Origin of the sequence: Shewanella glacialipiscicola (genome assembly GCF_023283485.1) — a bacterium.
Lineage (GTDB): Bacteria > Pseudomonadota > Gammaproteobacteria > Enterobacterales > Shewanellaceae > Shewanella > Shewanella glacialipiscicola.
Genome location: NZ_JAKILU010000013.1, coordinates 36,611 through 59,008 on the forward strand (window position 1 = coordinate 36,611; position 22,398 = coordinate 59,008).

Annotated in this window: 21 protein-coding genes; 8 read left to right on the plus strand and 13 right to left on the minus strand. The window is 44.8% G+C overall.

Annotated features, from left to right (window positions below; genetic code table 11):
- Window positions 1–114 precede the first annotated feature (114 nt).
- Window positions 115–1,788 (plus strand): long-chain-fatty-acid--CoA ligase FadD, encoded by a 1,674-nt coding sequence (fadD, locus tag L2717_RS11315; RefSeq protein WP_220772852.1) that lies wholly within the window; start codon window positions 115–117, stop codon window positions 1,786–1,788.
- A 70-nt stretch (window positions 1,789–1,858) separates the two neighbouring features.
- On the plus strand, window positions 1,859–2,968 hold the full coding sequence (gene rnd / locus L2717_RS11320) for a ribonuclease D (protein WP_220772851.1): 1,110 nt from the start codon (window positions 1,859–1,861) through the stop codon (window positions 2,966–2,968).
- A 91-nt stretch (window positions 2,969–3,059) separates the two neighbouring features.
- Here the strand turns inward: rnd and minE are convergent, their stop codons facing one another.
- The 3 genes from minE to minC are packed head-to-tail and all read right to left on the minus strand — an operon-like array spanning window position 3,060 to window position 4,823.
- Window positions 3,060–3,317 carry a cell division topological specificity factor MinE gene (minE, locus tag L2717_RS11325; protein ID WP_007648439.1) on the minus strand — a complete coding sequence of 86 codons (258 nt, stop codon included), beginning with the start codon at window positions 3,315–3,317 and terminating at the stop codon, window positions 3,060–3,062.
- A gap of 2 nt (window positions 3,318–3,319) precedes the next feature.
- Window positions 3,320–4,129: a septum site-determining protein MinD gene (minD, locus tag L2717_RS11330; protein ID WP_220772850.1), complete on the minus strand. Its 810-nt coding sequence runs from the start codon at window positions 4,127–4,129 to the stop codon at window positions 3,320–3,322.
- 28 nt (window positions 4,130–4,157) lie between these two features.
- A complete protein-coding gene (minC, locus tag L2717_RS11335) occupies window positions 4,158–4,823 on the minus strand; it encodes a septum site-determining protein MinC (RefSeq protein ID WP_220772849.1) in 666 nt (221 codons plus the stop codon).
- A gap of 123 nt (window positions 4,824–4,946) precedes the next feature.
- Here minC and L2717_RS11340 point away from each other — a divergent pair, with 123 nt between their 5' ends.
- The gene (locus L2717_RS11340; RefSeq protein WP_220772848.1) at window positions 4,947–5,225 is read left to right on the plus strand and encodes a YcgL domain-containing protein; all 279 of its coding nucleotides are present in this window, start codon (window positions 4,947–4,949) and stop codon (window positions 5,223–5,225) included.
- A gap of 135 nt (window positions 5,226–5,360) precedes the next feature.
- Window positions 5,361–5,801 carry a YcgN family cysteine cluster protein gene (locus L2717_RS11345; RefSeq protein WP_220772847.1) on the plus strand — a complete coding sequence of 147 codons (441 nt, stop codon included), beginning with the start codon at window positions 5,361–5,363 and terminating at the stop codon, window positions 5,799–5,801.
- A 102-nt stretch (window positions 5,802–5,903) separates the two neighbouring features.
- Here the strand turns inward: L2717_RS11345 and L2717_RS11350 are convergent, their stop codons facing one another.
- Window positions 5,904–7,424: a methyl-accepting chemotaxis protein gene (locus L2717_RS11350; RefSeq protein ID WP_220772846.1), complete on the minus strand. Its 1,521-nt coding sequence runs from the start codon at window positions 7,422–7,424 to the stop codon at window positions 5,904–5,906.
- Window positions 7,425–7,893: 469 nt separating this feature from the next.
- Between L2717_RS11350 and pheS the strand changes: the two genes are divergently transcribed.
- From pheS to lpxM, 4 genes are all read left to right on the plus strand, one after another.
- Complete coding sequence (gene pheS, locus L2717_RS11355; protein ID WP_220772845.1) at window positions 7,894–8,877, plus strand: phenylalanine--tRNA ligase subunit alpha; 984 nt, start codon at window positions 7,894–7,896, stop codon at window positions 8,875–8,877.
- Between the two features lie 15 nt (window positions 8,878–8,892).
- The gene (gene pheT / locus L2717_RS11360) at window positions 8,893–11,280 is read left to right on the plus strand and encodes a phenylalanine--tRNA ligase subunit beta (protein WP_220772844.1); all 2,388 of its coding nucleotides are present in this window, start codon (window positions 8,893–8,895) and stop codon (window positions 11,278–11,280) included.
- Between the two features lie 3 nt (window positions 11,281–11,283).
- Window positions 11,284–11,580, plus strand: coding sequence for an integration host factor subunit alpha (gene ihfA / locus L2717_RS11365; RefSeq protein ID WP_006081370.1), 297 nt, complete (start codon window positions 11,284–11,286; stop codon window positions 11,578–11,580).
- A gap of 105 nt (window positions 11,581–11,685) precedes the next feature.
- Window positions 11,686–12,624: a lauroyl-Kdo(2)-lipid IV(A) myristoyltransferase gene (gene lpxM / locus L2717_RS11370; protein WP_220772843.1), complete on the plus strand. Its 939-nt coding sequence runs from the start codon at window positions 11,686–11,688 to the stop codon at window positions 12,622–12,624.
- 166 nt (window positions 12,625–12,790) lie between these two features.
- Here the strand turns inward: lpxM and hypA are convergent, their stop codons facing one another.
- The 9 genes from hypA to cybH form a co-directional block, all read right to left on the minus strand.
- Window positions 12,791–13,144, minus strand: a complete 354-nt coding sequence (gene hypA / locus L2717_RS11375; RefSeq protein ID WP_220772842.1) for a hydrogenase maturation nickel metallochaperone HypA — start codon at window positions 13,142–13,144, stop codon at window positions 12,791–12,793.
- A complete protein-coding gene (hypE, locus tag L2717_RS11380; RefSeq protein ID WP_220772841.1) occupies window positions 13,144–14,160 on the minus strand; it encodes a hydrogenase expression/formation protein HypE in 1,017 nt (338 codons plus the stop codon). The genes hypA and hypE overlap by 1 nt, the downstream gene beginning before the upstream one ends.
- On the minus strand, window positions 14,153–15,292 hold the full coding sequence (hypD, locus tag L2717_RS11385; RefSeq protein ID WP_220772840.1) for a hydrogenase formation protein HypD: 1,140 nt from the start codon (window positions 15,290–15,292) through the stop codon (window positions 14,153–14,155). The genes hypE and hypD overlap by 8 nt, the downstream gene beginning before the upstream one ends.
- 57 nt (window positions 15,293–15,349) lie before the next feature.
- A complete protein-coding gene (locus L2717_RS11390; RefSeq protein WP_220772839.1) occupies window positions 15,350–15,613 on the minus strand; it encodes a HypC/HybG/HupF family hydrogenase formation chaperone in 264 nt (87 codons plus the stop codon).
- Window positions 15,613–16,434 (minus strand): hydrogenase nickel incorporation protein HypB, encoded by an 822-nt coding sequence (gene hypB / locus L2717_RS11395; protein WP_220772838.1) that lies wholly within the window; start codon window positions 16,432–16,434, stop codon window positions 15,613–15,615. The genes L2717_RS11390 and hypB overlap by 1 nt, the downstream gene beginning before the upstream one ends.
- Before the next feature lie 221 nt (window positions 16,435–16,655).
- On the minus strand, window positions 16,656–19,190 hold the full coding sequence (gene hypF, locus L2717_RS11400; protein ID WP_220772837.1) for a carbamoyltransferase HypF: 2,535 nt from the start codon (window positions 19,188–19,190) through the stop codon (window positions 16,656–16,658).
- On the minus strand, window positions 19,183–21,159 hold the full coding sequence (locus L2717_RS11405; RefSeq protein ID WP_220772836.1) for a NiFe hydrogenase: 1,977 nt from the start codon (window positions 21,157–21,159) through the stop codon (window positions 19,183–19,185). Before L2717_RS11405 ends, hypF begins: the two co-directional genes overlap by 8 nt.
- Window positions 21,140–21,703 carry a HyaD/HybD family hydrogenase maturation endopeptidase gene (locus tag L2717_RS11410; RefSeq protein ID WP_220772835.1) on the minus strand — a complete coding sequence of 188 codons (564 nt, stop codon included), beginning with the start codon at window positions 21,701–21,703 and terminating at the stop codon, window positions 21,140–21,142. The genes L2717_RS11405 and L2717_RS11410 overlap by 20 nt, the downstream gene beginning before the upstream one ends.
- A gap of 7 nt (window positions 21,704–21,710) precedes the next feature.
- A complete protein-coding gene (gene cybH, locus L2717_RS11415) occupies window positions 21,711–22,385 on the minus strand; it encodes a Ni/Fe-hydrogenase, b-type cytochrome subunit (protein ID WP_220772834.1) in 675 nt (224 codons plus the stop codon).
- Window positions 22,386–22,398: the final 13 nt, after the last annotated feature.

Consider the following 22,398-nt stretch of genomic DNA (forward strand, 5'->3'; position numbering starts at 1 on the left):
GACGAGTAAATCAATAACTATAAAATGTAAGCCGGTATTTTAACTCGGTATTTATCGAGTATTGACGCTTGTATGGATATTGTTTCCACAGTTGTGGAGATTTAGGAGAGAGTAGTGGATCAGCCTTGGATTAATCATTTGCCAAAAGATGTGCCTGCTGAAATAAATGTTGAACAATACTCATCGCTCGTCGATATGTTCGAGACTGCGGTGACTAAGTATGAAGATCAACCTGCATTTATCAACATGGGTGCCACGTTAACCTATCGCAAATTGGAAGAACGTAGCCGCGCATTTGCTGCATATTTACAAAATGAATTAAAACTTGAAAAGGGCGATCGTGTTGCTTTAATGATGCCAAATTTATTGCAATATCCCATTGCACTATTTGGTGTATTGCGTGCCGGTATGGTGGTGGTTAACGTTAACCCGCTTTATACCCCACGCGAACTGAAACATCAGTTGATTGACTCGGGTGCTAAAGCCATTGTTGTCGTGTCAAACTTTGCTCGTACCCTCGAAGAAGTCGTCGATCAAACCCCAATCAAAAGTGTGATCATTACCCGTCTTGGTGACCAATTAAGTGCGCCTAAACGTACCTTAGTGAACTTTGTAGTGAAGTACATTAAAAAATTAGTGCCAAAATACGATTTACCCCACGCTTTATCGATGCGCGATACCCTATCAAGGGGGCGTCGAATGCAGTACATCAAACCTGAAGTCACTAACGCAGACTTGGCTTTTTTACAATATACAGGTGGCACTACTGGGGTCTCTAAAGGCGCTATGCTGACCCATGGCAATATCGTGGCTAACGTGTTGCAGGCTGATGGCGCTTATTCTCCAGCCTTAGACGATGGCAGCGAGTTTGTCGTTACTGCGTTGCCGCTGTATCACATATTTGCGTTGACGGTGAATTGCTTACTGTTTTTACACAAAGGCAGCCAAAATTTACTCATCACCAACCCACGCGATATTCCAGGGTTTGTGGCTGAATTAAAAAAATATCCTTTCACCGCATTGACTGGGGTAAATACCTTATTTAATGCCTTAGTCAATAGTGAGGATTTTGCTGAGCTTGATTTCACTGGCTTAAAACTGTCTATCGGCGGCGGTATGGCGGTGCAGAAAGCGGTAGCGGATAAATGGCAAGCTCTCACTAAAACTCGTTTACTCGAAGGTTATGGCCTGACGGAAGCGTCACCTTTATTAACGTGTTGCCCTTATGATTTAGCGGGTTACAACGGCTCTATCGGCTTTCCTGCGCCCTCTACACTGATCCAAATCCGTGATGACGATGGTAACGTGTTAGCGCAAGGCGAAAAAGGCGAACTGTTTGGCAAAGGCCCACAGGTAATGAAAGGCTATTGGCAACGTCCAGAAGAAACTGCCAAAGTGATAGACGTTGATGGTTGGTTAGCCACGGGCGATATCGGTTATATGGATGAAAAAGGTTTCTTCTATATTGTTGATCGTAAAAAAGACATGATCTTAGTTTCAGGCTTTAACGTATTCCCAAATGAAGTGGAAGAAGTTATCGCTATGCATCCAAAAGTTATCGAAGTGGCTGCGGTAGGTGTACCAAACGAAGCTAGCGGCGAGTTAGTTAAGGTATTTGTGGTGGCAAAAGATAAATCTTTAACTGCAGAGGACATCATTAAGCATTGCCGTATTCATTTAACGGGATATAAAGTGCCGAAGCTGGTAGAATTTAGGGACGAGTTACCTAAAACTAACGTGGGTAAAATCTTGCGACGAGAGCTTAGAGACGAAGTTAAGCACGCGTAAGATTGAAGCCGGCATTTGCCGGCTTTTGTTTTTATGGACTGTGACTGACCCACAGGATCTGGAGAAGAATTTGTCAGCGTTTCAATATGTGAGTGATGAAGCTAGCCTTAATGCCCTCGTTGCCCAATACCAACAGAGTAAAATACTCGTCTTAGACACCGAGTTTGTTCGTACCCGTACTTATTATGCCAAGTTAGGTTTAATTCAAGCCTATGACGGTAAAACCTTAGCCTTAATTGATCCGGTTGCATTACCGGATTTATCACAGTTTTGGGCGCTGTTATCAGATCCTAATATTATTAAGCTAGTGCATTCTTGTAGCGAAGATTTAGAAGTCTTTGCCCATTACGGTATATGTCAGCCCACGCCGTTATTTGATAGCCAAATAGCCGCCTCGTTATGTGGTATGGGTCATGGGGTGGGTTATGCCAAATTGGTTGAAACTTGCCTTGGTGAAATCATTGATAAAGGCGAGTCGCGTACCGATTGGATGCGCCGTCCGTTAACTGAAGCGCAGCTCAGCTATGCCGCTAATGACGTATTATATTTATATCAACTCTATCCTCAGCTTGAAGCTAAACTCAGTGATCAAGGGCGTTTAGCTTGGTTATACGAAGAAGGGGAGCGAATGACTCAGGGCAGGCTTGCTGATCCCGATCCCGACACCGCTTATTTGAAAGTTAAAAATGCTTTTCAGCTAACCGAAATTCAATTGGCCTATCTTAAAGTGCTGGCTAAATGGCGCCTTGAAAAAGCCTTAGTACGTGATTTAGCCTTAGGTTTTGTCGTTAAAGATCATGGCCTTATCGCCTTAGCTAAGAAGCAACCTAAAACATCGGCTGATTTATTTAAGCTTAATGATTTAACTGAGCAGGAAAAACGTATACACGGCAAAGACCTACTACGTGTATTACAAACCGCTGACTTAGTAAATTTACCTGAATTAGTCGATGTGTTAGCGTTAAAACCGGGTTATAAATCGGCCTTCAAAGCCATTAAAAACTGCTTAGTTGAGTTGTGTGAACAGCATGATGTACCGCAGGAAATGCTCGGTTCTAAACGTCATATTCATGAGTTTTTGCAATGGCGTTGGGATAAGCAACAAGGGGATTTACCCGCAGTATTATGCGGTTGGCGAGGTGAATTAGCCGCTGAATCTCTAGCAAAGCTTGAAGTCTAGTAGCTTAAGCGTTTGAAATGATATTTGAAAGTAACCAACAAAAGCATCATCTTCGACAGAAGATGATGCTTTTGTATTGCCGACGTATCACTTATCTGTCAGGTAAAGTGACGTTTAACTCAAGCACTGACAAGTTATCGTCGTTTTGATCTAACTGTACAGAAACTTGATCATCAGAAATCTGCACATATTTACGAATAACGGCAATAATTTCTTGTTTCATCTGCGGGAAATAATCGGGAGTGTCCCTTTGTCCACGTTGATGAGCCACGATGATCTGTAGGCGCTCTTTTGCCATTACCGCAGTGCTAGGCTTTTTCTTGCTTTTGAAATAGTCGAGTAAAGACATAATTAGCTACCAAATATCCGTTGTAAGAAACCTTTCTTTTCTTCCGTAATAAAGCGTACTGGAATATGTTCGCCCAGTAAACGCGCGACTGTGTCACTGTAGGCTAAGCCGGCATCACTTTCTTGATCGATAATCACAGGCACGCCTGAGTTAGAGGCCTTCAGTACCGATTGTGACTCTGGGATAACACCAAGTAATTCAATCGCTAGGATCTCTTGAACATCATCCACACTTAACATTTCACCGGATTTTACACGGCTAGGCGAATAACGAGTCAGCAGTAAGTATTCTTTTATTGGCTCGAGATTTTGCTCTGCGCGGCGTGATTTACTTTGCAGCATACCTAAAATACGGTCTGAGTCGCGCACTGAACTGACTTCTGGGTTGGTGGTCACAATGGCAATATCGGCAAAATACAGTGCCATCATCGCGCCTTGTTCAATCCCCGCTGGTGAGTCACATATAATAAATTCAAAATCTTTGGCCAAATCGTCTAAAACGCGACCCACGCCTTCTTTAGTTAATGCTTCTTTATCGCGGGTTTGCGACGCGGGTAAAATAAATAATTTATCGCAACGTTTATCTTTAATCAGTGCTTGGTTTAAATTGGCTTCGCCATTGATAACATTGACGAAGTCATAAACCACACGCCGCTCGCACCCCATGATCAAGTCTAAATTTCGTAAGCCGATATCGAAATCGATAACTACGGTTTTGTGTCCTTGCATAGCAAGACCAGTGGCAATCGCAGCACTCGATGTGGTTTTACCTACGCCGCCTTTTCCTGAAGTGACAACAATAATTTGTGCCATGTTTCTCTCTGTCCTTTGTTCTGCCATATTAGAGGGGCAATGATTCAACCATAAGCGACTCACCGTTTAGGCGAATGCAGCCGCTTTTATCTGAGCTATGTTGTTGTAGATTTTCAGCGAGCCAATATTGTCCAGCTATTGAAACGAGTTCGGCCTCTAGAGAGTGGGCAATGATAACGGCGCTGGTATCGCCCGCCGCGCCCGCCATGGCTTTTCCTCGTAATGCGCCGTAGATATGAATGCTACCATCTGCGATGACTTCTGCGCCATTGCCTACCGCACCAAATATGATTAAATCACCGTTTTTTGCATAGACTTGTTGGCCTGAACGAATATTTTGCTTCACTATTTTAGTTTGACGCGGCGCTGGTGGGGGAGTACTGCTTTGTTTCCCTGCTTTAACGATGGCGAGGCCTAAATCTTTGGCCTGTTTACTGATCACGGTTGTCGCACCCGTTATGCCAACAATGACTAATTGACGTGAGATCAGTAGATCTTTTAAATCTCTCAAATTTAAGCTGTCGTGTTGAATGGCGCTTAGATTAACAACCAGAGGTGCACCCAGAAAAAACTGAGGAGCCTGTGCTAATTTGCTGTCCAACTCATGCATCACAGCCTGTAAATCGCTGCTATTAATATGAAGCACTGAAAGAGTAAAAGAAGCGCCTTTTAACTCTACGCTAGGTTTTGACATCCCGGCACTATTCTCCAGAAATCATCAGCCGGTTCGCTGATTTTACAATTAAATTACTAGGCGACCATGTTATAGTGTGCCCCAGTGACTGGCAAGTTTGAACTATTGGATATTTGTACTCTTATGCTATGTGCCGTTTATAAAAGTAGTCGAAAGGCTGATACTTATTTATTTGTGAAGAAAAGAGATTTTTTTGACGATGTTCCCGCGCCTTTAATGGAAATGTTCGGCCTACCTAAGCTGGTGATGGTGTTTCCTATAGCTAAACGTGATGCGTTAGGTATGGCTGATATTGAAAAGGTTAGGGCTGCAATGGCCGAGAATGGTTTTTATCTACAAATTCCACCCCCTCAAATCAACTTATTGACCGAGCATAAACTCAGTCTTGGCATTAAAGATTAAGCCAATATGAGTACATTGTTTTTTGAACTTGTCAGTTGCTGAAAACTCGTTACGTAGAGTAAAGCTATCTAAACCTAAAATTAGTGTAAAATAGCCTGCATTACGCGGGTTTTTATTAAGAAGATATCGTTAATCATGGCATTTTGGCAAAGTAAGACATTAGCGCAAATGAGTGCAACCGAGTGGGAATCCCTGTGTGATGGCTGTGGTAAATGTTGTTTAAACAAGTTGATTGATGATGAAACCGAAGACTTGTATTACACCAATGCGGCCTGTCTTTTACTCGATCATCAAAGCGCAAGTTGCCAGCAGTACAATGACCGTTTCAGCTATGTGCCTCAATGTACTGTGATTACGATTGATAATATTCATGAGTTGACTTGGCTGCCCGACAGCTGTGCTTATCGCCGCCTAGCGGCAGGACGTGAGCTACCGAGCTGGCATCCGCTGCTCACAGGCTCCAAAGAAGCAATGCATTTAGCGGGCATGTCTATTCAAGGCAAGGTGATTGACGAAAGACGCGTGAAAGATATTGAAGATCATATCGTGCTATGGCCGCTCAAAGATGTGGATTAATTGCTTTGCAGTCAGTTTGCTGATTAAAGAGTAATAAATAAGGGAGCGATTATCGCTCCCTTATTTATTATGGGCTTTAGATTAAAAGTGGCAAAATGATTGTTAGATTTTTAACCCTATCATTAGCTCATCAAGTTGTCCTGCCGTTGCTTGTAGCTCATCACAACCCGAAACCGATTGGTTGGCTGATTGTTCCACATCGTGAGACTGGTTACGAATTTCCATTAGGTTGGTGGCAATTTCGTTAGCTACTGCCGATTGTTCGTCGGCAGAGGTTGCAATGAGCACACTCATTTCAAACACTTTATTGCTGTGGTGAGCAATCGCATCGAGATCTTTACCTGTTTGCAATACGTGCAGCTTACCCTCATTGGCCTGAGTCACTGTACGTGACATCACTTGGGTCAGGTTGCGTGTGCCAGATTGCAGCGATTCGATCATGGTTTTGATTTCTACCGTGGCTGTTTGAGTACGTCCCGCCAGTGTACGCACTTCATCAGCCACTACCGCAAAGCCACGCCCCTGTTCACCCGCGCGCGCCGCTTCAATTGCCGCATTGAGGGCAAGCAAGTTGGTTTGCTGGGAAATGGCATTAATGGTTGAAACCACTTCATCAATTTTGCTGGCATTATCATTGAGAATACCAACCGCATTGGAAGCGGCAGATATTTCATCCGATAACAAATCGATAGCTTTAACTGTGGTTTCAATGTCTTTCCCGCCTGCGCTAACTTGTTGATTAGCTTCTTGGGTTTCGGCGGATGATTGCTCGGCATTGCGGGCGACTTCCTTTACTGCGGCAGTCATTTCCTCCATTGCTGTGGCTAAAGAGTCCAGATGTTGTCTCTGGTTAACCGCTAAGGATTGACCTTGCTGCGCCGTGCTACGAAAAGATGATACGACTTCACGGATTTTAGTGGTCGATTCGGCAATTTGTTTTACTAAAGTGTGTTGACGTTCTACTAAGGCATCAATACTGATGGCTAAGATACTGAACTCATCTTTTACTTCAAAAAAGTTTAATCGCCCGGTTAAATCGCCCGATGCCGCTCGTTTTAATGCCATCACCGTAGTGTAGAGCGCGCCGCCAACGAAGGTTGAAATGTAATAGCTGAATAAAAATAATATCAATAATAATACTGCTATCAGGCCGTAAACCAATAAGTTATCTTTGGCGAGAATGGCATCAATTTCATTGTTATCTAAGGGAATAATCGTAATCAGGTTTTGACTATTAACGGAGCTTACGGCTCTAGCTTGATGGTTACTGTCATCAATCCCACCGCCACTACGAGCAATCGCTTGTATTTTACTGTCGGCTTCATTGATTGAAATAATACTGACATTAACTTTGTTATCGCGACTGAGCTGACTCAACACATTTTGGCGTTCTTGCTCAGACAGTCTGTTATATAAACTGCCCGTCACTTGATTTATTTGTTGTGCCACGTTTTGTAAACTATTAAGTTGCCCTTGCCGTAAAGTTTGCTGCGTTTGGTGGTTTAAGAAAAGTGCCATCCCTATAATCATTAGCATAGGGACAATGGAGAGAATAGCGAACTTAGTTTTTAAGGTCATGTGAATAAGATATTGATCTATCCAGCGAAATTTAACTTCTTTCATTAGCGCCTCGATAAAATTGGCCGAAAACCGAATATAAATCGGTTAGGTTGCCATAAGCTTTACGTTGTCTGCCTTGTAAGCAAATACGTGTGTTGACGTTACTTTTTTGCAGTCATTATGGTTTTGTTTGCTGCAATTTTGGCAGGGTACAGGCGTGAGTTTACAGTTTAGTTACATGATGGGCTAGAGGGGGCAAAGCGGATGTTCTTGCGGTAAAAACTATCCTTTGGTTTCTACTGGCATAAAACCCGCGCTTAGATTTGGGGTAACACATGAATTTACATAATAAAAAGCCTTAATAAGCCCTAGTAATATGCCGTCCGCTCGCGTAAAATTTCTATCCTTTTATTTCGTTATAGCTAGCAAAGCGTCTGGCATTAACGCCCGATAACCTGAGCACCCAAATAGCCTGAAAGTTTGGCGCCCATAGCACTTGTTTATCAAGCGCGACTATGCAGTGGAAGAGAAAATGCAGCAGTTAACTGAGATCGTAGAACAAGCCTTAGTCATTATTGACCAGGCCAGTGATCTAAAAGCACTGGATGATATCCGTGTCGATTACCTTGGTAAGAAAGGTAAAATAACTGACATGATGAAAATGATGGGCAGCTTAAGCCCTGAAGAAAAGCCAGCCTTTGGCCAAGCGGTCAATGATGCTAAACAGGCGATTCAACAAAAATTAACTGAGCGCATCGATGGTCTGAAGAGTTCGGAACTGGAAGCTAAATTAATCGCCGAAAAGATTGATGTGACTTTACCAGGCCGTACCCAAGAGATTGGTGGCTTACATCCAGTTACTCGCACCATTGAACGTATTGAAACTTTCTTTGGGGAATTAGGGTTCTCAGTAAAGCATGGACCTGAAATTGAAGATGACTTTCACAATTTCGACGCACTGAATATCTCTGAGCACCATCCCGCGCGTGCTGATCATGATACCTTTTATTTCAATCCTAAACTGATGTTGCGTACCCAAACCTCTGGCGTGCAAATCCGTACCATGGAAACTGAAAAGCCGCCTTTACGCATTATTTCTCCGGGCCGTGTTTATCGTAACGATTACGACCAAACTCACACGCCAATGTTCCACCAAGTGGAAGGGCTGTTGGTGGATGAACATGTAAACTTTGCCGAATTGAAGGGCATTTTGCATGACTTCCTACGTAACTTCTTCGAAGAAGATCTGCAAGTGCGTTTTCGTCCGTCTTACTTCCCCTTCACTGAGCCTTCAGCAGAAGTTGATGTGATGGGTAAAAACGGTAAATGGCTAGAAGTGTTAGGCTGCGGCATGGTGCATCCAAATGTGCTGCGCAGTGTGGGCATCGATCCAGAAAAATATTCTGGTTTTGCTTTTGGTATGGGTGTCGAGCGTTTAACCATGTTGCGTTACGGCGTAAGTGATTTACGTGCGTTTTTCGAAAACGACCTACGCTTCCTGAAGCAATTTAAATAACGGAGCTGTAATAGCATGAAATTTAGCGAATCTTGGCTTCGTGAATGGATTAACCCTTCTATTAGCCGTGAAGCATTATCCCACCAGATCACTATGGCTGGTCTTGAAGTCGATGGCGTTGAAGCCGTGGCTGCCGACTTTAGCGGTGTCGTGATTGGTGAAGTGGTTGAGTGTGGTCAGCATCCCGATGCCGATAAACTGCGCGTCACTAAAATTAACGTCGGTGGCCCAGAGCTGATTGATATCGTCTGCGGAGCACCAAATTGCCGTCAGGGTCTTAAAGTGGCCGTGGCTATGGTTGGCGCCGTATTACCGGGCGATTTCAAAATCAAGAAAGCCAAGCTGCGTGGCATGCCATCAGAAGGCATGTTGTGTTCATACAGCGAACTGGGTATTAACGTCGAAAGTGATGGCATTATCGAGTTGCCATTGGACGCGCCATTAGGCACTGACATCCGCGACTATCTGCAACTTAATGATGCCGTTATCGATGTGGATTTAACCGCCAACCGTGCCGATTGCTTAGGCATGGCAGGTCTTGCCCGAGAAGTGGGCGTGTTAAACCGCCAAGCTGTGGCTGAGCCGCAGTGGCAGTCAGTAACGCCAACTACAGATTCACAGGTGACGATTAACGTTAAGGTTCCTGCTGCTTGCCCGCGTTATTTAGGCCGTGTGGTTAAAAACGTCAATGTGAAAGCGCCTACGCCATTATGGATGCAGGAAAAACTGCGCCGTAGCGGTATTCGCTCAATCGATCCTATCGTTGATATCACAAACTTCGTGTTGATTGAATTTGGCCAACCTATGCACGCCTTCGATCTTGCCAAGTTAACCGGCGATATCCAAGTGCGTTTAGGTACAGGCGAAGAGAAAATTACCCTGCTCGATGGCAGTGAAGTGACGATTCCAAGCGATACCTTAGTGATTGCCGATGACGCGCGTCCATTAGCCCTTGCAGGTGTGTTTGGCGGCGAATACTCAGGCGTGACTGACACCACGCAAGACATATTGCTTGAATGTGCGTTCTTCGCGCCGCTTGCCATTATGGGGAAATCACGTCGTTTAGGCTTGCACACTGATTCATCACACCGCTTTGAACGTGGTGTTGACCCAGAGATGCAGCACAAAGTTATCGACCGTGCTACCCGTTTAGTGCTCGATATCTGTGGCGGTGAAGCGGGTCCAGTGGTTGAAGCTAAATCAGATGCTGATTTACCAAAACCTACACAAATTATTTTACGTCGCAGCAAGTTAGATAGAATTTTAGGTCACCATGTGCCAGACACTGATGTGATTGAAATTCTACAACGCTTAGGTTTTGGGGTTGTTGTTAACCAAGATAGCTGGCAGGTCACGACTGCGACTTACCGTTTCGATATGGCGATTGAAGAAGATCTCATTGAAGAAGTGGCGCGGATTTACGGTTATGACAATATCCCTAATACGGCGCCCGTTGCTGCGCTACGTATGTCTGACCATAAAGAATCAAACTTAAGCCTAAAACGCGTGCGTGCCTTATTGGTCGCTCGCGGTTTCCAAGAAGCGGTAACCTACAGCTTTGTGGATCCAAAACTACAAAATCTAGTTCACCCAGCTGTAGAGGCGATGGTGTTACCTAACCCTATTTCCAGTGAAATGTCAGCCATGCGCCTGTCAATGTTCACCGGTTTATTGGCCGCAGTGGGTTACAACCAAAGTCGTCAACAGAGTCGTGTGAGACTTTTTGAAACAGGCCTGCGCTTTGTTCCTGATATCAATGCAGAATCCGGTGTAAGGCAGCAAGCAATGCTTGCGGGTGTCATTACTGGACTCCAAAATGATGAACATTGGTCGATGGAATCGAAAACTGTTGATTTTTTTGACCTTAAAGGTGATTTAGAGGCTATTATCGGCTTGACAGTTTCCGTCTCAGAATTTAGCTTTAGAGGGGCGACGCATTCTGCTCTCCATCCGGGGCAATGTGCTGAAATATTGAGAAATGATCGCGTAATCGGTCATATAGGTGCAATCCATCCTAGTTTGGAGAAGCCTTTTGGACTCAATGGTAAAACCATCGTTTTTGAGTTGGAATTGGATGCTTTATTGCATACCAGTTTACCGCTAGCCCAAGCTGTATCTAAGTTTCCTGCTAATCGTCGTGATATCGCAGTCGTAGTAGATGAGAGTGTGTCTGCAGGCGATGTGATGAAATTGATAAGAAAAGTTGGCGAAAATCAGTTGGTTGGCATAAACTTGTTCGATGTATACTTAGGTAAAGGTGTTGAACCTGGCAAGAAGAGCCTGGCGATAGCACTTACATTACAAGACACTACTCGTACGCTTGAGGAAAAAGAGATTGCTGAGACGGTTGCTTCAGTTGTTTCTGCCCTTAAGTCCGAGTTCAACGCATCGTTGAGGGATTAAAGTATGGCACTTACCAAAGCCGAAATGGCAGAACATCTTTTTGAAACACTCGGAATGAACAAACGTGTCGCCAAAGAGATGGTTGAGTCGTTCTTTGAAGAAATTCGGGGCGCCCTCGAAAGTGGTGAGCAGGTCAAGTTATCTGGCTTTGGCAACTTCGACCTTAGGGATAAGAATCAAAGACCGGGAAGGAACCCAAAAACAGGCGAAGATATCCCTATTTCTGCTCGTCGTGTCGTGACTTTCCGTCCTGGCCAAAAGCTGAAAACTCGTGTAGAAGCAGCAAACACGGGTAAGTAATTTCGTTTGTTTGATGGGAAGGCCACTCCTTTGAGAGTGGCTTTCCTGTTTATTTTTTTAGTGCAATATTTTCATTATTCTTATTCACTGTCTGAGGTGATATCTTTGTCAAGACAGCCTAAACATTTCGACCGTCGTTTTAAACTCGCCTTATTACACCCTAAATACTGGGCCACTTGGTTGGCGATTGGTCTATTAGTCATTTTTGGACTCATGCCTGCATGGCTGCGTGATCCTATTGCAAGATTATTAGCAAAAATGGTGATGCCGATTGCTAAAAAGCCCATTCGCATTGCTCGAGCTAACTTAAACGCGTGTTTTCCTGATAAATCTACCGCTGAAATCGAAGCGTTAATTCAACAAAATGTGCAAAATTTTGTGCTAGTGCTGTTAGCCCAAGGCGAATTACTCGTACGATCAAATGCGCATTTACGTCGTAGAGTTAATCTGCTCGGCTTTGAGCACGTGCTCAAAGCACAAGCAGCGGGGCAGCCGATTATTTTTGTTATGCCCCATGTTTGGCCCATCGATTATGCTGGTTTACGCTTAAATGTTGAGTTACCCATGGTGACAATGGCTAAGGCCCATAAAAACGGCTTATTTAATTGGTTTAGTAATCGTGTTCGCAGCAGTTGTGGTGGCCATGTATATATGCGCGAGGCGGGTATTCGGGCGTTATTAGCCGAGCTTAAACGCGGTAACAGTTTCTTTTATCTTCCCGATGAAGATTTAGGCCCAGAACAAAGTGTATTCGCGCCTTTTTTAGGCACAGTTAAAGCAACATTACCTGTCGTTGGGCGTTTAGCGCAGGCGGGTAATGCCCAAGTGCTGCCGGTTAAGATTGGTTATAACCAAGTGACTCGTCGGTTTGATCTGACTGTGATGGCGGCTATTGCACCTGAAGATATGCAGGGTAAGGAAAACGAAGCTCTGGCACTGAATAAAGTAGTTGAGCAAGTGATTCTAGCGTATCCAGAGCAGTATATGTGGTTTTTACGTGTACTTAAAACACGGCCAGAGGGTGAAGTCTCTATCTACGGTTGATGAGTGATCGGCAGACCCGTTGACCGGTTTGTGTTGCAAAAATGGCTTTGAGCACTCAGTGCTCAAAGCCATTTTTTGAGGGTTCCTAAAACGATGACACATCTACAGCAATAGCACTTTTTATCAATACAGCCTTCACTAGAAATACAGATAACGAATATTGTATCTAATCTCCATCTTGCTCCATTTCAAGCTGCATCAATAACATCTCTTCACCATCAAGCACGCGGGTGCAATAGCTTTGGCAGGCAGGGCAAATAATCGTGCGTTCACTCAAAATAGATTCGCTCTGGCAGTCATTGCAAAGTATTACCAAAGGCTGAATTTGCATATTTAGCTGCGCATTATGGCAAAGGCTATCTTGCTTAAAGGTATCAAATGCCGTTTTTAGTAATGCGGGCTCAACGCCGCTCATCACGCCAATTTTGATGTTCACCCGAGTGATGTGAGTCGCCTGATTTGCTAAGGCATGTTGTTCACATTGCTCAATCAGCGCACTCACAATCGAATATTCGTGCATCAGCAAATCCTTGGTAGCAGTTCCCCTTGGGGGAGATCGAGATAACGCTTGGTATTCCAAGGGGTTTTTAGGATAACTTTTCCGGCAGAATCATCACTTACTGTACCGATAATGGCCGCGTGCTCACAGTGGCCAAAACGCTGCATAATTTCTAAAGCGCCTAAGGCGATATGATTGGGTACGGCTAAAATGAAGGTGCCTTCGTTAGCCAGATCCATAGCCTCGAAACCATAAAGTTCACACAGCCCTTTAACCTCATCACTAACCGGAACACAAGCTTCATCGACTGTGATGCCAACATTAGAAGCGACGGCCCATTCATTGAGTACGGCTGATAAGCCACCGCGGGTCGCATCACGCATTGCATGGATTTGTATATTTGCGGCAATGAGCTGCTCGACCACAGGCCAAAGTGTTGCGCAATCACTTTGCAATGCCGATTCGAGTGTTAATCCTTCGCGTGCCATTAAAATTGCTGCGCCGTGGCAGCCAATATCGCGAGAAACAATAATCGCATCACCTGCGGTAAGATTTGCCGCCGAGATATTAGGGCGTAAAATACGGCCAATGCCCGAGGTGTTAATAAATAAACCGTCGGCGCAGCCCTTAGGTACCACTTTCGTGTCGCCGCAAACAATCCGCGCGCCGCTTTGTTTTAACTCCTTTGCCATGCTGCGGACAATGGTGGTTAATTCATTAATAGAAAAACCTTCTTCTATGATCACGCTACAGCTTAAATATTGAGGTTCTGCGCCCATCATGGCTAAATCGTTTACTGTGCCTGCGATGGCGAGTTTGCCGATATCACCGCCCGCAAAAAACAGTGGCGATACGGTAAATGAGTCAGTGGTAAAGGCGTTGGCGCCGTGCAAATCGAGTTTTGCAGCGTCTTCTTCGCTACGCAAAATGGGGTTATCAAACTCGGCAAAAAAGAGATCGCGAATGAGTGTATTCATTTCTTTGCCGCCACCGCCGTGGCTGAGTTGAATAGATTTATCTTTTGGCGTATCAGCCATGATGTGGCTCCTTAATATCAACACCTTGATAGCGATAATAGGCATTACAAGCACCTTCGGAGCTGACCATGCAACTGCCTAAAGGCGTTTCGGGATTACAGCCGCGGCCAAAAACTTTGCAGTCTTTAGGTTTAGCGAGACCGCGAAGAATATCACCGCACTGGCAAGCTTTATGATCGTCAATTTCTTTTACCGGTAAACATGCTTTAAAGCGCAGCTCGGCGTCTCTATGGGCATATTCAGGTTTAAGTTGCAGTGCCGAATGTGGAATTGGACCTAGACCGCGCCAGCGAAATTGCGGCCGAATATCAAAAGCTTGATTAACTTTAGCTTGTGCTGTGAGGTTACCGTTTTCAGATACCGCGCGGCTATATTGAATATCTAGCTCTGCTTTGCCGGCCGCTTTTTGGCGCACAATGCGTAAAATAGACTCCATCACATCAACAGGTTCAAACCCTGAAACCACCACGGGCGTAGCATAGTTTTCGACTGTGCTGCGATAAATTTTAGCGCCGCTAATTACGCTCACGTGCGCTGGGCCAATAAAAGCATTAACCCTGACGTTAGGGTCTTGCATCACAGCATCAATAGCCGGTGGTACCATTACATGGTTAATGTGAAATAGCAGATTATCGAGCCTTTCTTGTTCGGCCAGTTGCAATAAAATGGCCGTCATTGGCGTTGACGTTTCAAAACCGATGGCAAAAAACACCACGGTTTTATTAGGATTATCGCGGGCAATTTTTAATGTATCTAAGGGATCATAAATTGGGCGAATATCGCAGCCTTTAGCTCTAAAACTGGCTAAGGAACCTTGGGAGCCGGGCACTCGGATCATATCGCCTAGCGTCACAAGAATGACATTATCTTGGGAGGCAAGCGCCGCCGCTTGATCAATACGCTCTTTGGGCATAATACACACAGGGCAGCCTGGGCCGTGGATAAACTCAATATTATCAGGCAGTAAATCTAGCAGGCCGTATTTCATAATCGTGTGAGTATGGCCGCCGCACACCTCCATGATATTGATTTGTTGCTTGACTGATTTAGCGGTTAGTTGAATATCCCGAGCCAAATTCGCAATCGTATCGGGATTGCGAAAACCTTGATAGAGGTGTTTTAGTTCAAGCATGCGCTTTCCTTGGTGTACTTGATGTCAGATATGAATCTGTTTTTAAACTTAAGCGTGTTAGGTTGAAGATATGGGCATTGCTGCATCTTCAAGTTCGAGCTTAGTCACGATTTCGCGATACAGTTCAATGCTGTGTAGTGCATCTTCCTTGTCGATTTTGTTCATCACAAAACCGATGTGGATCAACACATAGTCACCAAGTTCTAAAGGTTCTTCCATCAAATGGCTACTGACATCGCGGCGTACTCCTAGGGTATCTACGGTAACGCTTTGGCGTTCATTATCGATGGCGACAATTTGTGATGGTATGGATAAACACATTATTGCGTTCCTCGCATATTATCTTTAAGCCAATGGGCTACAGCGCGCATGGAATCACTATCTTTAATTGATACTTCAAGCAGTTGAATATCAGGATTGAGCTTTTTAAGCTGTGCTCTGGCTTCATCCATTTTGAAATCAAAATGAGGTAGTAGATCGCACTTAGTCACCAATACCACATCAGCACGGCGGAACATCACCGGATATTTTTCAATTTTATCATCACCCTCTGGCACGGATAACAGCACAATATTTTTGTGGGTGCCGACGTCATAACTGGCCGGACAAACAAGATTACCGACGTTTTCGATAAAGCAAATATCGAGCCCTTCAAGTGGCAGATGGTGCAGGGCGCCGTGCACCATAAAGGCATCAAGGTGACAGGCTGAACCGGTTTGAATTTGATAGGCTTTAATGCCTTTAGCAATTAAGCGGTCAGCATCGCGTGAGGTTTCTAAGTCACCTTCAATCACTGCATAGTTGAGCTGTGTATATTCTTTTAGTTGCTCTAATAGCGTAGTTTTGCCGCTGCCGGGGCTACTCATAATATTAAAGGCAGTAATATTATGCGCCTCAAAATGGGCGCGGTTATGGCCGGCTTCGACATCATTTTTATCTAAAATCTTGTGGATCACTGATAAGGTTTTCTTATCATTTAGCTGAGGATTGGTATGTAACTCTTGATGTCCATGGCTATGGGAGTGCCCGTGTTCATGTTCATGACTGTGCCCGTGCGCATGGCTATGGTCATTATGATGTGTGTGCTCGCCTAAATGATCATGGTCGTGGCGGGTGAGGGAGCAGCCGCAGTCTTTACACATTTTATCTCTCCTTGGATTGGCACCGTTCGAGAACCTTGCCTGGCAAATCGTAAATGTAGCTATAGGATCGTTAATTTGGTTACGCTAATGTTGAGTGTGATACAAATTACGCTGTAGATCTTTGATGCCCGTCAGATTTATGGGGATAAAAAATAATCACAGGATGCTTATTAGCTCTTTTGTCGATTATTGTTATTTTTTGAATAAAATCAGCTAAATCACTACGTATTGATCGTGTGTTGATGCATGCCATACCAAAGTTGACCTAGGGCAATTCCGCCATCATTAATTGGGATGAGTTTACTGGGTAAAATGTGATTTCCTTGGGCGGTAAGTTTGCTAAGGCAGTATTCCAAAAGGTATTTATTTTGAAATACGCCGCCGCAGAGCACAGTTGGAATATTTTTGTACTGAGCGGCATAATCACAGATAGTATCACCTAATGTGTGTAAAAAGGCGCGGGCGATGGCATCGCGTCTGTTGTCTGTTAGCGGTTTTTCTGTAATTAATTCAACTATCTGCTTGAACATTTCACTACTTTTCCACTGGTTGACATCAAGAGGTAAGTTAAGCTGTATGACGTCAAGGGCTAATGCATCGGCGCGATTAGCCGCGGCTTCTATTGCCATGCCGGCTTGACCTTCAAATTGGGTGGTTTCAATTAAGCCTAATGCGCAGGCGAGGGCATCAAAAAGTCTTCCAACAGATGAGCTTTTAAGGGCATGGTCGTTCTGCCAGATTTTATACAAATTAGTTAGGGTATTTGGGCTTAGGCTGCTGAGTATGGGCAAGTTCAGTGCAAGCACAGCATTCAAGTTCATTTGCTTGAACAATAATGCCAATAATAACCTCACTGGTTGTTTAATTGCTTGCTCGCCGCCCAATAGGGATATTGGCTCAAAGTAAGCTAATCGCTGCGCTTTATCGAGCGTAGTTAATAACGCTTCTCCACCCCATAAACTGCCATCGTCGCCAAGCCCGGTGCCATCAAAACTAAAACCTAATACGGTATCTTTATATTTGTTAGCCGCCATTACGCTGAGTACATGGGCATGGTGGTGCTGCACCGCTAGACATGCAATTTTGTGAGTGTTATCTAGCTCTACATTTGAGTTTGAGTGCGTCTCTGCCCAACGTGAAGGGGCATAATCAGGATGTTTATCGCGGATGATTAGCTGTGGTTCAAAGTGATAAAGCCGCGAAAAAGTGGCTAAAGTGCGCTCAAAATACTGTTCTGCACCGACACTAAATAAATCGCCAATATGGGGACTTAAAAAAACATTGCTGCCAAAGCCTAGGGCAATAGCATTTTTTTGCTGCGCGCCTACCGCCAGAATTGATTGGCTGAGCGGCGTATCGAGTGAAAAACTTAACGGTGCATAACCGCGCGCTAAGCGCAGCATTTGTATTTGCGTCTTAGTACCCAATTGAGTATTTGTTTGGATAACCTGCACCACACTGTCATCGCAACCATTAATAATGGGCCGATTATGATCCACTATCGCATCCACCACATGGCTTAAGCTATTAATCAACTCATCGCAATCTGTGATGATAGGCTCACCAGAAACATTAGCGCTGGTCGCAACCAAAGGCCCTTTAAAAAGACTTAGCAGTAAATGATGCAGCGGCGTATAGGGTAAAAATACTCCGAGCTTATTCAGATTGGGGGCGACAGCAAAGCTAAGATCGTGTTCAGCGCGACTACTCATTAGCACTATGGGCCGCTCTTGCGATCTAAGCACTTGCCACTCAGCATCTGTGCCTGTGACATACTGCTGCGCCATGGTGATATCTGCCATCATCACCGCCAGCGGTTTGGCTTGGCGCTGCTTTCGTAGCCTAAGTGCGTTGACGGCATTGCCGTTTTTGGCATCGCAGATTAAGTGAAATCCACCAAGCCCTTTAATCGCCAGAATTTGCCCTTGTTGTAATCTGTCTGCTGCGGCTTGAAGCACCGCAAGGTCCGTACTCAATTCAGGTGCGCTGACATCTGAGGCATTGGGAAGGATGTATTCCCGTTGCGGCGTTTTTAAACTGAGTATGGGGCCACATGCTGGGCAACTTACTGGCTGGGCATGGTAGCGACGGTCGAGAGGATCTTGATATGCTTTGGCGCAGTCGGGGCACATGTCAAAATCGGCCATAGCCGTATTGTGGCGATCATAAGGCAAGGCATTGATAATGGTGTATCTTGGGCCACAGTTAGTGCAGTTGGTGAAGGCATAGCCAAAGTGACGGTCATCAGGATTTTGCATATCATTTAAACAATCTTGGCAGATACTTTTATCGGCAGATACCGCCACTTGTGCGCTTATTGATGAACTTAAATAATTGTCTTCATTGCTGTCACTTTTTATAATTTCAAATGCCGTTTCGCTTAGCAAAATCGGCAGCGGTGTTTGGGTTATATTGTCGATACGGGCCAGTGGCGGCGGGGTGGTATTGAGCGTTGTAATAAATTGTGTGAGATTGTCTTCTGTGCCTTGCAGCTCAATAGTGACGCCATTAACATTGTTGAGCACTGTGCCTGTTAGTTGATACTCAAGAGCATAACGATAGACAAAAGGCCGAAACCCCACCCCTTGCACTATGCCAGTGATGTGCAACTGGCACCGCTTAAGCGCGGCGCCTTTATGAGTAAGGTATTCCAATGCCAGCCGGCGTTTTATGTGTAAATCACTGTGCTTTTTGTGCCGACTATGATGCTTATGCGATTTTATACTTTTAAACTTCACTTTTGCTGCCCTAAGCATGGGAATTAAGTCGTCGCTGCTTAACGTAAAGCGCGCCAACGGCTAAGTTATTACCGTCTACATCGAGACTGCGATTAATCACCAAGGGAAAGTTTTTACCTAGCCGTAAACTGATGCGCTTACATAAGGTTTCGTTCACCAATTCGTTGCCGGCTAAGGCAATATTATGCACACCGATATTTAAATCGATATGCTCTAGCCAGTTGGCAAGATAATCAGCCAGAGAGTCTTGCATCGCAAAGGCCAGTTGACTGGGGTCATCATTACCGGCAATACGAAAACTTAATAGTGAACCTAAAGTTTTGCACCAGTTCAGGCTACGGTGCGCTTCACCTTTGGTCAGCGGGTAATCAATACGCGGGGCATTGGCACCGTGGTAACGCATGGCGGCGGCCATCAGAGCATCGCTGAGCCATTCTTGGCTTTGGGTTTCCTCTTGGGGATTAAGGCCCATTAAAATGGCGGCAATCGCCCACAGGCTTTGTAAATTATCGCGCCTGCCATGCAGTTTTAGGCTCAAAAGTGCTAAATAGTCGCTTGGGAATAGGTGCTTAAATTTTTGTGCTACAGCATTTTGCGGGCTGTTATCCAGTTGATGGAAGATTTCGTAACCGTTATCGGGCAGTTCGGGTAGGGCGAAAAAAAGTTCAGTGTCACCCTTATTATCGCAGGTGACGATTTGACTTGCGTGACTATGACTTAGGTAAATCACGGCGGCATTTTTTGCTGGTTTGTGGCTGGTAAATTTACCGTTTAACAGTGCACTGAATAACGCTGCATCCGCTATGATGTGATTTTCTGTATCGTTATCGTCAAAATCGGTAATCTCTTTGACGACAGCGCTTTCAAAATCATTACTTTCAATATTATTACTTTCAAAATAGTCACTCTCAACAGTAAAGCCTTCTACTGTTGGTTTGTGAGATAAGGCGGCGACACTCAGCTCTCCTTGCTGTAAACGTGAGCGAGAACGTTTAGATGCTTGCCACTTTGCTTGATATCCATGAAAAATAACAGTTTCTCTTAAGGGTTCAGGTGCGATAAGGTTTTGAACGGCAACAGAATCGACTCCTTCACTGCAAATCTGCGCCCATGCGCCATCGATCCACGCTAGTTGTGGCCGCTGATACTGCCCTTGAATATAAATCCAATCGATGCCTTTTTGTCGCAGTACTTCGGCGAGCACTAACGTCACTCGACTATAAGCAAAGCAAATTTCGTAGAGCGGCGCGTTGAGTTTATCGTGCTCTTGCGTTGGTCTGGCGCAAATAAGCGGTTTTTCAATGCTGGATAGTGCGAGGACTTGTGCATCATTCAAACAAAAATGGGCGTTCAACGTATTGGGGTTACAAATTAACAGCTGTGGCCGTCCGCCTAAGGATTCATTAAAGGGAGTCAGGCTGAGTTGCAGGTTATCGGCAGCTGCTAACGTTAATGTGACTTGTGTGGGTAAATCCTGTGTTGGTAAATTTTGTGTCGATAAACCCTGCGTTAGTAAATCCTGCACCATGGCGTGAATATCGGATAGCGTTAACGCTTTTTGCGCGGGTGTTAATAGCGTTTCACCTTTGCAGCAAGGGCAGGCTAAACCTAGCGTGCCAAACTTAGCCGACTGATTATCGCCAATCAAGGGATAACATTGCTGGCAAAAGGGCGTGAGTGCTTGGTTGCAATCAGATTGTGGATAATTGAGTAAGGTTTTACCCCCTTGATGCTCATCGATAACCTTAATGCTGGAGTCAATCAGCCACGCGGAAATTAAAAAGTCTGTGGCTATGGCATCGGCTAATTGTTCTAGCTGAGCTTGTTCACCTAAAGCCTCGATAAAGTAGTTGTGTTGGCCAACATTATTTTGCCCATCACAGCCTATGTTAATGTTCAGCGCATCGTAATTTAGATATTGATTACATAAATGTGCATATAAAGGCACCTGACGTGAACAGGTAAAATCAAATCGAATATTCTTCATCTGTATGGACGCCACGTTTATAAGAGTCAGGGATCAGCGAGTCAATACTATGTTCGGCAATACGCGTTGCAGTGAACCCAAGGGAGGATAAATGCGATAACAGCGTTTTTTCCATTAACGGTACCGCTGCCGCGACCTTAGGAGTAAGGCCCAGAACCATAGATTCAAGTACTGTAGGTGTCACCCCTAAGATAAAGGTTTTAGGTCGGTCACCCACCATTTCCATCATATTAAGGGTTTGTAGCATTTCGACTTCATGGGCGCTGCCTTGCCAATCGATTTCTTTGGGCGCTTTATCAAAATCGAAGAAGTAGACTTCGCCAGCTTCAACCCCGTTGGCATTGACGGTATCGACCACGATTAAGTATTCATATTGGCAGATAATAGGAATGAGCCCTTGGGCCAAGGTGCCACCATCGAGCAATTCTAGCTGATGAGACTCATGGGTAAACTGATAGTTATCAGAAATGTAATTGACAAAATGTACGCCGATACCTTCATCGGCGTACAGGACATTGCCAATACCAAGCAGCAATATCTTCATTGGGCTCCTAGTGGTGTGAGTCTGGCTTTGGATAGTCGTAGCCAGAGACAATTGAGTCGACCGAGTTATGTTTGAAGCGTATTCCTGACCACACCGCCATATAGACGTGGATCACCACAAAAATAACAAATGCCCAAGTTAAATAATGATGCCAAATCCTCAGCTGTGCCAGTCCACCCATTTGTGCGGTGATCCAAGCTGCACTGCCCCAGAGCATGCCACCTAAACCTTCGTGGTACACATTGGCGTATAGCACCAGACCCGTTATACATATCACAACAGCGACAAGGGAAATTGCTATATAAGTCACAAATTGCAGCGGTCCATAGACACCGGCTTTATGTAAATGGCCCATCCATAAGTAGGATTTGAGCTGAGTGATCCAACTTTTTATACTCATCACATCGCGAAATGAGCGCCGCTCAATATCACTTCGGCTGAAAAAATACAGATAGAAGCGCACTAAGGTGATGGCGGTTAATAAAAAACCACCCATCAGATGAGCGAAGCGGATCCAGCCCTGTACCAGCACATCAGAGCTATCGGGTGTGACTAAAAACGGCCAAGAAATATAGAATCCTGTCACTACGAGCACGAGAATCGATAATGCGCGTAACCAATGGAAAATCCGTATTGCAGGACTAAAAACCAGTGTCCGAATGCGGGTTGCAGAATGGTCCATTTTGCTTTCCCTC

Coding starts and splice junctions, on each gene's coding strand:
- minE (WP_007648439.1), bottom strand. CDS start 3,317: ATGTCTTTACTCGACTATTTCAAAAGCAAGAAAAAGCCTAGCACTGCG.
- minD (WP_220772850.1), bottom strand. CDS start 4,129: ATGGCACAAATTATTGTTGTCACTTCAGGAAAAGGCGGCGTAGGTAAA.
- minC (WP_220772849.1), bottom strand. CDS start 4,823: ATGTCAAAACCTAGCGTAGAGTTAAAAGGCGCTTCTTTTACTCTTTCA.
- L2717_RS11340 (WP_220772848.1), top strand. CDS start 4,947: ATGCTATGTGCCGTTTATAAAAGTAGTCGAAAGGCTGATACTTATTTA.
- L2717_RS11345 (WP_220772847.1), top strand. CDS start 5,361: ATGGCATTTTGGCAAAGTAAGACATTAGCGCAAATGAGTGCAACCGAG.
- L2717_RS11350 (WP_220772846.1), bottom strand. CDS start 7,424: ATGAAAGAAGTTAAATTTCGCTGGATAGATCAATATCTTATTCACATG.
- pheS (WP_220772845.1), top strand. CDS start 7,894: ATGCAGCAGTTAACTGAGATCGTAGAACAAGCCTTAGTCATTATTGAC.
- pheT (WP_220772844.1), top strand. CDS start 8,893: ATGAAATTTAGCGAATCTTGGCTTCGTGAATGGATTAACCCTTCTATT.
- ihfA (WP_006081370.1), top strand. CDS start 11,284: ATGGCACTTACCAAAGCCGAAATGGCAGAACATCTTTTTGAAACACTC.
- hypA (WP_220772842.1), bottom strand. CDS start 13,144: ATGCACGAATATTCGATTGTGAGTGCGCTGATTGAGCAATGTGAACAA.
- hypE (WP_220772841.1), bottom strand. CDS start 14,160: ATGGCTGATACGCCAAAAGATAAATCTATTCAACTCAGCCACGGCGGT.
- hypD (WP_220772840.1), bottom strand. CDS start 15,292: ATGCTTGAACTAAAACACCTCTATCAAGGTTTTCGCAATCCCGATACG.
- L2717_RS11390 (WP_220772839.1), bottom strand. CDS start 15,613: ATGTGTTTATCCATACCATCACAAATTGTCGCCATCGATAATGAACGC.
- hypB (WP_220772838.1), bottom strand. CDS start 16,434: ATGTGTAAAGACTGCGGCTGCTCCCTCACCCGCCACGACCATGATCAT.
- hypF (WP_220772837.1), bottom strand. CDS start 19,190: ATGCTTAGGGCAGCAAAAGTGAAGTTTAAAAGTATAAAATCGCATAAG.
- L2717_RS11405 (WP_220772836.1), bottom strand. CDS start 21,159: ATGAAGAATATTCGATTTGATTTTACCTGTTCACGTCAGGTGCCTTTA.
- L2717_RS11410 (WP_220772835.1), bottom strand. CDS start 21,703: ATGAAGATATTGCTGCTTGGTATTGGCAATGTCCTGTACGCCGATGAA.
- cybH (WP_220772834.1), bottom strand. CDS start 22,385: ATGGACCATTCTGCAACCCGCATTCGGACACTGGTTTTTAGTCCTGCA.